This window comes from Sorangium sp. So ce321, from assembly GCF_051530195.1.
Classification (GTDB): Bacteria; Myxococcota_A; Polyangia; order Polyangiales; family Polyangiaceae; genus Sorangium.
Genome location: NZ_CP150329.1, coordinates 4,530,266 through 4,541,891, shown reverse-complemented (window position 1 = coordinate 4,541,891; position 11,626 = coordinate 4,530,266). Strand labels below are relative to the sequence as shown.

Here is an 11,626-nt window from a genome sequence, read left to right as displayed (position 1 = left end):
ATCGACCCTCGGCCCCGACCTTCGAACGGATTGAAACGCTCACGTGCCCCGCGCCGCGCGCGGCACCACGGCTACTGGCCACCGAGCCGCGCGACCAGCGTGTTCGCCGTCTCGCACTCGGTCTTGAAGCTCGCCGCCTTCGATCCCTTGCAGGCGCGCGTTGTGAACCCCTTGAGCATCTGGATCGCCTCCTGCTTGCGCGGCGGATCCAGGGTCGCGTAGGTGCTCCCAAGACTCCAGAGGATCTGTACTGACTCAGGACCATCCGACGGCGCAACCGCCCGAGCGGCCTCGAGCTCGGCCACCATCTCCGCCGTGGACCCGCGGTCCTGGTAGACCGACGCGAGCAGGCTGTGTACGCCGAAGAGGTACTTGTCCCCCGGCTTCGCGAACGACTTCGCCTCCTTGAGCACCTGCTCGGCCTCCTTCGTGTAGCCGAGGCGGCTGTAGAGGTCGGCGAGCGCCGCGTAGTAGCGGATCTCGTTCGGGTTGTGCTCGATCGCCTTGGTGAGGTTCTCGAGCGCCTTCTGCTCGTCGTCCGTCCAGAGGTAAACGTTCCCGAGCTGGGAGTAGCAGTCGGCGAAGTTGGGGTCGTTCTCGATACACTTCTGGTAGGGCTCTTTGGCCTCTTCGTAGGAGATCGTCTTCTTCTTCGCCTGCTGCTCGAGCGCCCAGCCCCGCTCGAACCAGTAGTTGGCGAATTTCGGAGCGATCTGTGTGGCGCGAGCCAACGTCGATGCGACCTTGTCCCACTCGTCCCGCTTCTTGTACGCCATCGCCAGCTTGAAGAAGATGCGATGGTTCGTGGCGTCGAGCTTGGTCGCTTGCTCGTACTTGTTGGCCGCACCCTCAGGGTTGACGGCGACCTCTTTGTCGGCCTGATTCGCGAGGATGACGGCCTCCTGGCGGTGCCGGCTGCAGCCCAGCCCCGCCGCGCTCGCCGCGACCAGTCCAACCATCAAGAATGCCCCAAGCTTCATCTAGCTCACCTTTCGAATGGATTCGGCTCTGCCGGCTCCCAAGTGACCGTGGGCGTCGCGCCGCCCCTCTCCAGCAATCCGGAGCCGGCTGCGCCGCTCCGTCAGCAATCCGGAGACGGCTACGCCGCTCCGTCAGCAATCCGGAGACGGCTACGCCGCTCCGTCCGCAATCCCGGAAACGGCTGCGCCGCTCCGTCAGCAATCCGGAGACGGCTGCGCCGCTCCGTGTGGCACCGTCACAAGCGTCCTGAGGTGGCGCGCGTTCAACCTCGCGCGGCGTCGCGAGAATAGGCGGAGGCAACCGCGGAAGTCCAGGCCTTCAGATCCCGCTCCTGCGCCGGTCTGCGCGGCCTTCAGGCGAGGCCCCACGCCCTCCCCCGCCGCGACGCGCGCCGACCTGGTCGACCCCGCTGCCCACGACCCCGCGATGACCGCGGACGTCGGGCGCGCCCGCGGCTCAGGCCGCATCCAGCGCTGAAACGGCGAACGCCCCGCACTGTCCGTGCGGGGCGTTCGGTCGAGCCGAGCTGTGCAGCGAGCTCAGCCGCCAGGGCTGAGCATGATCGGGTAGACGACGGTGACGATACCGCCCTCGGGCTGCGGGAACGAGAGGCCGTAGAAGGCCCGCACCACGCAGGAGACCACGCCGTTGTCGGGCAGGTCCGAGCCGCCGTTACCGACGTTGGACACCGCGCCGTCGCGCCCGATGACGAAGCGCACCGCCACGCGGCCCTGGAGGTTCGGGTTGTTCCTGAGGCCGTTTTCGTAGCAGAGCCGGAACCTACCGAAGTTCTGGCGCACGATACGCTGGATGACCTCAGGCGGCAGACGGCCGCTCACGCTCGTCGCACCCATGCGCACCTGAGGCGGCTTGGTGCGATGCGACCCGCCGAGACGTCCGTGGCCGGAGCCAAAGCCCTGGCCGGTGCCGGTGCCGGCGCCGTGCCCGATGGTGCCGATCGAGCCGAGACCGATGCCCTCGCCACGACCGCCGCCGCCCTCGCCGATGCCGGAGAGGCCGAGGCCGCCGGCGCCGAACGAGTCACCGATCTGGTCGCCCCACATATTGCCGCGGGCGCTCAGCGCATCGTTACCGAGCGAATCGTCACGTCCCCACGGCGCCGTCGGGGCGTTGGGATCGCCGCCGGCGCCGGCGTTGAGCAGGCCGATCATGCCGAACTCCGCGGCGTCGCGCAGCGCCGCCTGACGGGCGATGTGCGGATCGGGGTTGTCGGCCGGGCCCTGGACGCCGTAGCGGTTGCCGGTGGCCTTGGTGTTCGGGTTGCCCATCGAACCCTCTTCACCCTTGGCGCGCGTGCCGGTGCCGCCCTCCTTGTTGTCCGCGGCGTTCTCGGCGACCTGCTCGGTCTCCTTCTCCTCCATCTCCTTCTCGGCGGCCGCCGCGAGGTACTGCTGGATGAGGAACTGCTGATCCGCGGAGATCCCGTCCTCGCCCGTGTCGCCGAGCGGCGGCATGAAGAAGGCCATCGCCGCGAGCAGGCCGAGGTGCACCGCCATCGAGAGGCCGGTGTACAGCAGGCCCTGCGTGTCCACCTGGAAGTGGCCAGCCACAACGCGGCCCGCGTTCACGGCGGACACCTGGAAGACGATGCCGTCGAGCTCGACCTTCGCCTTGGCACCGGAAGGCAGCGCCATCTGGTAGGCGCCCGAGAGCTCGGAGCACGGCTGTGCGCGGCCCTGGTCGATCGCCTGCTGCACCGTCAGCTTCGGCTGCCCCGGGATCTCGATCGTCCCGGTCGCGCGGGGGAGGAGCACCACGGAGACCGAGCCGGAGCGGTCCGCGAGGACGATCGGCGCCCGCGTCGTGCCGAGCTTCTCCGACGGGATGAAGTAGTCACACTTGAAGTTCTTGCCCTCCTCCTCGCCCACGTAGAAGGAGCGCGGCGGGGTGAGGTGCTCGACGTGCAGGACGGCCGCGTCCCACAGGATCATCACCTCGACCGAAGCCGCGGGGACCTCGACCTCCTCGCTCGGCACGTCCGGCCCGTTCTTCACGAGCGTGTACGTGTAGGAGCCCTCCGGCGCGTCCGGGGGCACCTCGTCGACGGCGGGCGCCGACTGCGCGAACGGGTTGTTGTACGCAAACGGGTCGGCCCCGCTCGCGGCGGTCGCGGCGAACGGGTTCGCCGGGGCGGCGGCGGCGAACGGGTTCGCCGGGGCGGCGGCGGCGAACGGGTTGCCGGGCGCCGCGGCGAACGGATTCGCGGGCACCGGCTTCGCAGGGCCCGCCGCCGCGGCGACGGCCACCGGCTCGGCGCGCTCCAGCATGATCTTCGTGCCGCCGATCTGGAGCTGATCGCCTGGGCTGATCTTGCACTTGTTGACGCGCGCCCCGTTCACCATCGTCCCCGGCTCGTTGCCGAGATCGATGAGCGTGATGTCCTGCGGGGAGGCGACCTCGATGACCGCGTGCATGCGCGAGGCAAGCTCGTCATCGACACGCAGATGGCTCTTCGCGTCCTTGCCTACCTTGACGATATCCTGCGTGATCGTCTCCCGACGGACGAGCGCTTCGTTTTGGTAGAGCGCAAATGTGAGAGCGACCCTTTGCTTGCCTTCCATCTCCGCCAGCCTTCCCTATGCGCCCCGCGGCGCATGCCCCCAGCACCGGGGGATAAATCGATAGGGCAGGTGACAACCTGCCCGGCACATCAGAGGTTCTCGACCGACTTGAGCATCTCCGGAACGAACGAGGTGCGGGGCCGGATCAGCGTCGTCCGGACCGGGCCGGGCCGCACGCGGATGGTGGCGTCGTTGGGGCCGAACCCACCGGCGTTCAGCGGATCGTCGGAGAACTCGTAGCCGTAGCCCTCATCCTTCTTCCCGCCACCACCGCCGGCCGGAGCCGCCTCCTGCGCGACCGCCGATGAGGCGACCACGCTCATAAGAACGGCAGCCACGACTCCCGCACCCAATCGGGTCAACCCTCTCATTCCAGCCTCCTCGAAATGTTTCGACGCCGTTACAGTGTCATTGTACCGCCTTACGCGGCGGCCGGTCAACCAGCTTCGCATGTCATCGAGGCGACAGAGAGCACGACCCACGCTCACCTCGACAACAGAACCAACCCAAGGTTCCCAGAGCGATGCGACGAAAGTGACGAGCCCCCCTCTCCTTCGTGTGGCGAGAGAAGGGGGCTCGTCCGACAGCACCAGGGGACGGGCTCCGCGGCTGCCTAGGGAGCCGGAGTCGCCCCTTCGGCCCCTTCGCCCTCGCTCCCGGCAGCGGCCTCCTGCTCCGCTTCCTTGGTCTTCATGTCGGCCTCGGACGCCTTGCGCTCGGCCTCGGTCTGCTTGTTGAAGGCGATGATCTGGTCGATCTCCTCCATGCGCTCCTTCGACCGCTTCACCGCGTCAGCGAACTCGGCCGTGGAGCCCGCCTTCTGGATGAACTGACCGAACAGACCCTTCGCCGACTGGAGGGCGCCCTCGGCGGACTTGCCGCCCGACTTCGCCTTGTACTCCTGGGTGAGGATCGCCTCGTTGTAGTAGGTCTCGGGGCGCTCGGGGGCGAGCTTCTTCGCGGCGTCGAGCTCCGCGCTGGCGGCCGCCACCAGGCTGTCGAAGTTCGAGTCGTCGATCTGACCGCGCAGGGCGAGCGCGAGGCCCAGGTGAGCGTCGTAGTCGTTCGGACGCATCTTCAGGGCCGCGCGGTACGCCTCCTCCGCCTGCTTGAACCCGCGGAACGACAGGTTCACCGCCGCGTAGTTCATCTGCGCTTCGTAGAAGGTCGGGTCGAGCCGCCTCGCCGTGTTGAACTCCTGCACGGCGCCGTTCAGGTTCGCGAGCTCGACCTGGATCATCCCCGCGGTGTTGTGGATCGGCGCGTAGTTCGGGTTCTTGCGGATGGCCTGGGAGCAGACCAGCGCGGCGAGCTCCAGCGCCTGCGTGTCGACCTTCTTCTGCTTGCTGACGTTGGTCGCGACCGCCTTGCCCGACTTCCTGCCGGCCTTCTGCTTCGCCGTCTCCAGGTAGTAGATGGCGAGCTGGTTGAACGCCGGCATGAAGGCGTCATCGACGGCCAGCGCGCTCTGGATGTACCGCTTCGCGCGCTGGAAGTCGTTGGGGCCATCGCTGTCGGCGACCTGGTTGCCGCGCTTCATGTACAGGAGCGCGAGGTGCACGAGCGCCTCGACGTTCTTGTACTGGGCGTCGACGACGGCGGCCTGGCGCATCTCGCTGATCGCCGCGTCGATGTTCCGCTCGCCCGACTCGGCCAGGTTGTAGAGCGCCACCTGGACACGCGCCGGGTGGAACTTCGGGTTCTTCTGGAGCGCCTGCTGGAAGTACTTCTTCGCTTCCGAGTCCTTCTTGCAACGCTGGTACGCGAGCCCCGCGTTGTAGATGGCCTCGGCGAACGTCGCGTCCCCTTGCTCATCCGCCGCGTCGAGGAACAGCTGCGCCGTCGAGCTGCAAGTCGCCTCGGACCAATCCCCAGCCTTGTCGTGCTGGACCATGGTCTCCATGGCGGTCTTGAACTTGTTGGCCGCCTCGACCGACACCGCGTTCCCCTTGCTGTCGGTGATCGCCTTGCCGGTCGTCGGATCCTTCGCCGCGCGAGCCGTGCCGCCGGAGCTTCCGCCGCCACAACCCGTCGCGGCCAGAAGGAGCGCCGCGACCGCTACCATTGAGGTGATGCTTCTCATGTTTCGCTCCATCACTTCTTGGGTCGGGTCGTGGCCCGATCGAGCGCCGAGCCTTCTTTGGAGCCGCCGGACGCCGCCGGCGTTTCCTTCGTCTTGTCGTCGGCCTCTTCCTTGTCCTTGCTGGCAGCCGGCTTGTCAGCGACCGTCAGCGCCTCGCGGAAGGGGGTCCCGTCGAGATTCAGCGGTGCCGGGCGATCGCTCAGGCCGGAGTTGACGCGCGACGGCGAGCCGCGGAATTCGTCGATGAGGTGGTACTCGGCGCCGTAGTTCTTCGAGAGCCACACCTCGCAGGTACGCGAGTAATCGTCGAAGTACTGGTACTTCACGGACAGGTCGAGGCAGGTCTTGAACGCGCCCTTCGCCATCTGCTTCTGCGGCTCGCTCGCCTCGTCCAGGCGCGAGTAGTACTCGCCCCGGATCTCGTCGTACGAGACGTCGGTGCCCGGCACCACGCCGTGGCCCTTCCACTCCTTCGGGATCGGCGCGGCCCGGAACTCGGCGACGAACTTGCCCCACATCTGACCGACGCGCGCGCCGGCGGCGATGACCCATCGCGGCGGAGGCGTCGGCTCCAGCTTGAGGATCTTCTGGTACTCCGCGTCGGCCGCCTCGATCGCCGGGCGCTTCTTCTTCACCCAGTCGGCGACCTTGGTGTTGATGTGCTTGAGGACGTCCTCGCGGTTCCCGGCGCCCTTGTACTCGGGGAACTTGATCTTATCGACGTCCTTCCGCTTCTGCTCGGCGAAGTGGAAGTAGGCCTCGCCCACTGCGGTCAGCACCTTGCCGAGCCGGCGCAGCTTCTCCGGCTCCTCGCCGCCGATCGCGTCGATCTTCTTCAGCGCGGCCGCCGGGTCCTTCCAGTAGCCTCGGACCTTGTTGTACTCGCCGTTCGCCGGGGTCACGCTCTTCGTCTGGAGCAGCACGCGCGCGTACATCGCGTGCGCCTGCACCTGGACGTCGAACGTCGCGTTGCGGTCGATCTGCGGCATCGCCGTCGACAGCCGCCGGCGCGCCTGATCCCAGTCCTCGCGGTCGATGTAGTGCGCGCCGATCGCGAACGCGATCTGCGCGGTCTGCGCCGGCTTCGCCTTGCCGTAGTTCTTGTTGAAGAGGTCGGCGTCCTTGATGGCCTGGTCCTCCTGGCCAAGGCCGAGCCGCAGCACGACCGAGTCCTGGAGCGCCTCCGCGGCCTTCTCCCCCTTCGGGTTCTCGCGAGCGTAGCGCTCGTACCAGTTCGCCGCCTCGTCATAGACCGCGATCGCCTGGTAGTTGCCGCCGATCTCGTAGATCGACGTCTTCGCCAGCTCGGTGTTGTGGAGGTTGTACCGCGGGTCGAGCAGGATCTTGCGCGCCGCGATCGACTTGGCGATGAGGCGGGCGGCCTGGAACGCCTTCGCGGCGTTGTAGAGGACCTCCTCGCTCTTCTCGCAGGCGGGCTGCTTGGCCTCGCAGGCGGCCTCGCCGTACTTCTTCCACATGTCCATGTACGCGACGGCGGCCTTCTCGTAGTTCCTGAGGGCCTCGACGCCGCCGGCCGCGTCCGCCGCCTCGACGAGCTTCTGGGCGCGCAGGCGCTCGATGTCGCGCTGGATGCGGATCAGGATCCCGCACTGCTCGGCGTTCTCCTTCTCCTTGCCGCCCTTGCAGTAGAGGTCGATGAACTTGGGCACGTCCGCGGCCATGTCGTCGTAACAAGACGGACGCGGCGGGTCCATGTTCGCGCCGAGGACGTTGAGCGACTCGAGGTAGAGCTGCGACGCGTAGATGCCGACTTCCTTGTCGGCGTGGTTCAGCGCCACGTCGCGGAACGCGAGCGCGGCCTCCTCCCAGTGCTGCGCCTCGAAGTACGTGCGGCCACGCGCGTACTTCACCTCGACGTACTGCTCCTGCGCCTCCTTGTCGTTCGCGGCGGGCTTGATGTAGCAGACGTAGCGGTTGAAGGCGGTGATCATGCCCTTCTGGCTCTCGCTGAAGTCCTTGGGCAGGAACTTCGCCTTCTCCGCCTTCTTGTCCTTCTCGCCCTTCTTGCCCGTCCCCGGGTCGGGGAGGTTGCCGGAGCCCTTCTTGTCAGAGCCGTCCTTGTGCGTCTCGGTGTAGATGTTCTGGTAGCAGAGCACCGAGGCGTACGCGGCCTCCGGGGCCTGGGGGCCGTTCGGGTCCTCCGCCACGACCGAGTCGAAGGCGGGGCCGCACTTGGCCCAGTCCTTCTGGAAGTACAGAAGGTCGGCCATGGCGTACTTGATCTTGAAGATGTTCGGCCAGTCCTCCTTCAGGATGCGGGGGAACTCGAACTTGGCGAACTGCTCCTGCTTGAAGTTGTTGACGACCTTGTCGTAGAGCTGCGCGGCGAGCTGCATCGTCTTCTTGTCGCCGGTGCCGCGCACGCCGCCGGAGCCCACCGCCTCGAGGTGCCAGGCCATCGCCGTCTCGGTCAGCAGACCGGCGGTGATGTTCGAGCACTTCAGCTTGGCGTCCGCCGGGTGCCCCTCGCCCTGGAACTTGTTGTGGACGTCGAGCTGGCGCCCGAGCTCGCCCATGATCTGGTCCTTGTTGCCAGACTTCATGGCGAGCGTCGCCTCGGCGATGTGCCCCTGGTACACGCAGTACCTCGGGCCACGATCGCGGGTCATCAGGTCGGTGTAGAGCTCGATGCCCTCCTTGTAATGACCGGTGTCGAGGTAGTTCTGCCCGAGGTCGTCCATCATCTTGAACGTCTTCTCGGAGCTGCCGCTCGCGTCGCCGCTGAGCGGCCGGAGGAAGTCGTGCGACTTCCGCGGATCGCCGGCGAGCGCGTAGACCGGGACGATGTCGCGCCGCGCCGAGACCGCGAGCTGGGCGGCGTTCGGCATCTGCTGGTACTGCTGGCCGTACTCGATCGTCTTCTTGAACTCGCTGATGGCGCGGGCGAAGTCACCCTTGTTCCAGTAGACGTACCCGAGCTTGTAGTGGGCGTAGCCCCAGACCTTGTTCTCGGGCGGCGGGTACTGGGTGACCTTGACGTACGACTGCTCGGCGAGGTCCCACTTGGACGGGTCGCCCTGCGCCTCGTTGAAGAAGAGCTCGCCGAACGCGAGGTACGCGTTCGGGATGTACTTCGAGTTGGGCCAGTTCTTGATGAGCTCGAAGTAGACCTTGCGCGCGTCCTCGAGCTGCTGCGCCTGCTCGTACTCGTAGGCGAGGTAGTAGAGCACCTCGTCCGTGCAGCCCGTGCTCTTCGCGGGGTCGGCCGCGTTGGTGCTCTGGCAGTACTTCGGGTACTGCGTCTTGAGCTGCGTGTAGTACTTGATCGCGCTCTTGCGCGCGGCGGCGAGGATCTTGTCGGCCTTGCCGATCTCCGCCCGCAGGCCGGCGACCGCCTTCGGGTTCTTCCGCTTGGCCTCGTCGGCCTTGATCTGCCCCTCGGTCTTGTCACGGAAGGCCGCCGACTCGAGCTCGACGTAGCCCTCGGCGAGGCGCCGCATCAGCTTCGGCCGATCCGGCGCGTTCTTCGGCGTCGAGGCGTACAGGCCCTCGAGGCCCTGGATCTCCGTGATCAGCAGGCTCCTCACCTTCGGGGCGAGCCGGTTCCGCCGCTCGTCGCGCTGCGCCGAGGCCTGTGAGGCGGTCGGGTTGGCCGGCTTCGTGAGGTCGTCACGCTTCTTCAGGTTGATCCCGGTGGGGGCCGACTTGAAGCTGACCTGCGGCTTCTTGCCGGCCGACACCTGGAGCTTGCCGCCCGGACAGGCGGCGATCGCGTCCTTCGCCGGCTGCGTGATGCACGCGTCGGCCGCGGTCGCGGGGCTCGCCGTGGCCGCGCATGCCGCCACGGCCAACGTGCCTGCCGCCGCGCGGAGCGCATGCAGTACACTGAACTTCGACTGCTTCATCTCCATCTCCGTCCCTCCGCCACGGACCCCCGTGAGGAAGCGCTGTCTGCCCCGCGCACTCTGGCCGCGGGGCGAACCATGAGGAAACCTCTCACTTGCTGCATTTCGACGTCACGACCTGCCGGTAGAAGCCCAGCTCATCGCGCCAGTACTCGCCGTCGAACGGCCAGAGCACGTGCTCGTCGTCGGGCTTGACGACGCCGTAGGTGAGGGCGTCTTCCTTCGACAGCTGGCCGCTGACGACCTGCTGATCGAGCTTGTTCCGCTCGGCCGCGGTGATGTCGATGAGGATCTTCGACGAGTCGCGGAGGTGCTCGTTGAGCTCATCGAGGTTGCGCTGGTAGCGCTCCCGGCCGAGCGTGCCGGCGTTCCGGACCGCGAGGCTCCGCGCGAACTCGAGGGCGTCGGTCACCTCGCTGCCCACCGGAGAGTTGCGGAAGTTCGCGGGCGCCTTCTTGAACCGCTGCGCCTCGTCGTCGAGCACGCGCACGTACTCCATGTTGCGGCGGAGCTGGCGGTCCGAGAGCGCGTTCTCGACGATCGGGCGGACCGTCGGCGAGAGCTGGGCCTTGCCGGCGCCCACGTCCTTCAGGAACTGGAAGAAGCGCTCCTCGTTCCCCTCCCCCTGGAAGCGGTTCAGGATCGCCTCGAGCTCCTTCTTGATCGGCTCGTACTTCTTCTTCATCTTCGCGACGGTGATGGTCGCGTCGCCGTACTGGCAGATCGTGAACGAGACGACGGCCTTCAGGATGTCGGCCTCGGGATAGAACGAGTTCGGGAAGTAGGGCGACTCGATCGTGTGGATGTTGCCGAGGGCCTGCGGGTACAGCCCGGCCATGAAGTACGCCCAGGACTGCTCGAAGAGGCTGTCCAGCCAGTACTCGCTCGCGACGTCGACGCGGTTCCAGTACTTGACCGCGGCCGAGAGCTTCGCGGCGTCGATCGTCGGGACGTTGTTGTCGTCGAGGCGGACAGAGGCGGAGTAGTAGGTCCGCGCCATCGAGAGGAACGCGAGGTCGCGCATGCGCGCCTCGTCCTCGACGCCCTCGACGCCGTCGTCGATCGCCTGGACGATGCGCTGGAACGACTTGACCGCCGGCACCGACTTGCGCAGCTGCACGTACGAGATGCCGCTGAAGAACTGGGCCTGGACGTAGTACTTGCTGTTGGGGTCGACCTTGGCGAAGAGGCTGATGGCCTCCTCGTAGTTCCGGTTGCGGTACTTGTAGCGGCCGAGCAGGTAGTTGAGCTGCCAGTAGAGGTCGCGCTGCTGGGGGTTGTTGAACCGCGCGACCTGCTCGGTCTTGTACTTGCCGACGCGCTCGATGATGTCCGCCGGCTCCGGGAGCTGCGTCGCGAGCTTGGACAGCCAGAGGAGCGTCTCGTTGAACTTGAGGTGGTTCGGCTTGTCGGCGATCTGCGAGAAGATCGCGTAGCTCGCCTGGTAGAACTGCAGGCGGTACAGCGCGATCGCGAGGTGGTACTGCGCGATCTGCCGGTTGCCCTCGTCGTCGCCGGTGTCGCCGTCGACGACGCGCTTCAGCTGCAGCGCGGCGTCGCTCCACCGCTCGCTGTCGAACAGCCGCTTGCCCTGCGCTGCTTCCTCGGTCATCTGGCCCGCGGTCACGGGGCCCGCATCCTCGTCGAGGTTGATGGGCTTCTTGCCCCCATTGGCGTCCGCCTTCTCAGCCGCGCCGGGCTTACCCTTGCCGGCCTGCGCGTGCCCCACGGCGGGGGAAAGCAACAGGGCAGAAGCTACAAGGCAGATACTCGCCAGCCGGTTCCGCATCGTCGTTCCTCGCTTTCGGCGACGTAAAGATCGTGGCCCCTTCGCCCCGTTCGCGGCTCCACACACGGGAAGCGCGCGCCGTAGACCCCCGAGGCAACTCGGTCGAGAACCAAAAAGTTCAATGAGAATCAACGGATACTTGCGTGTGGCCGGGGATGGTAGGATTGTGGCGCGCGGCTTGTCAAGCGATGCCAGCCGGCGGCTTGCTCTACATTCCCGCCCTCAGACACCGGTCGCCGCGTCGAGCTTGGGGTGGCGCACTGCGTAGGAGTCGACGGTGGAATTATTGAACCGATGCGCGGGCGCTTCCGTAACGAGCGCGCCA

Annotated in this window: 6 protein-coding genes; all 6 read right to left on the bottom strand. The window is 67.0% G+C overall.

The window, feature by feature from the left end; genetic code table 11:
* Positions 1-71 precede the first annotated feature (71 nt).
* Positions 72-980, bottom strand: a complete 909-nt coding sequence (locus WME89_RS17365) for a tetratricopeptide repeat protein (protein ID WP_438010243.1) — start codon at positions 978-980, stop codon at positions 72-74.
* 540 nt (positions 981-1,520) lie between these two features.
* The gene (locus WME89_RS17360; RefSeq protein ID WP_437930805.1) at positions 1,521-3,563 is read right to left on the bottom strand and encodes an AgmX/PglI C-terminal domain-containing protein; all 2,043 of its coding nucleotides are present in this window, start codon (positions 3,561-3,563) and stop codon (positions 1,521-1,523) included.
* A gap of 89 nt (positions 3,564-3,652) precedes the next feature.
* Positions 3,653-3,901, bottom strand: coding sequence for a hypothetical protein (locus tag WME89_RS17355; RefSeq protein ID WP_437626347.1), 249 nt, complete (start codon positions 3,899-3,901; stop codon positions 3,653-3,655).
* Positions 3,902-4,176: 275 nt separating this feature from the next.
* Positions 4,177-5,646: a tetratricopeptide repeat protein gene (locus tag WME89_RS17350; protein ID WP_438010242.1), complete on the bottom strand. Its 1,470-nt coding sequence runs from the start codon at positions 5,644-5,646 to the stop codon at positions 4,177-4,179.
* Positions 5,647-5,657: 11 nt separating this feature from the next.
* Entirely contained in the window at positions 5,658-9,512 is a 3,855-nt protein-coding gene (locus tag WME89_RS17345) for a hypothetical protein (RefSeq protein ID WP_438010241.1), read from the bottom strand.
* A 91-nt stretch (positions 9,513-9,603) separates the two neighbouring features.
* Positions 9,604-11,256 carry a tetratricopeptide repeat protein gene (locus tag WME89_RS17340; RefSeq protein WP_437626344.1) on the bottom strand — a complete coding sequence of 551 codons (1,653 nt, stop codon included), beginning with the start codon at positions 11,254-11,256 and terminating at the stop codon, positions 9,604-9,606.
* Positions 11,257-11,626: the final 370 nt, after the last annotated feature.

Excerpts from the sequence above, each read along its gene's own strand:
- WME89_RS17365 (WP_438010243.1), bottom strand. The coding sequence starts at position 980 with ATGAAGCTTGGGGCATTCTTGATGGTTGGACTGGTCGCGGCGAGCGCG.
- WME89_RS17360 (WP_437930805.1), bottom strand. The coding sequence starts at position 3,563 with ATGGAAGGCAAGCAAAGGGTCGCTCTCACATTTGCGCTCTACCAAAAC.
- WME89_RS17350 (WP_438010242.1), bottom strand. The coding sequence starts at position 5,646 with ATGAGAAGCATCACCTCAATGGTAGCGGTCGCGGCGCTCCTTCTGGCC.
- WME89_RS17345 (WP_438010241.1), bottom strand. The coding sequence starts at position 9,512 with ATGAAGCAGTCGAAGTTCAGTGTACTGCATGCGCTCCGCGCGGCGGCA.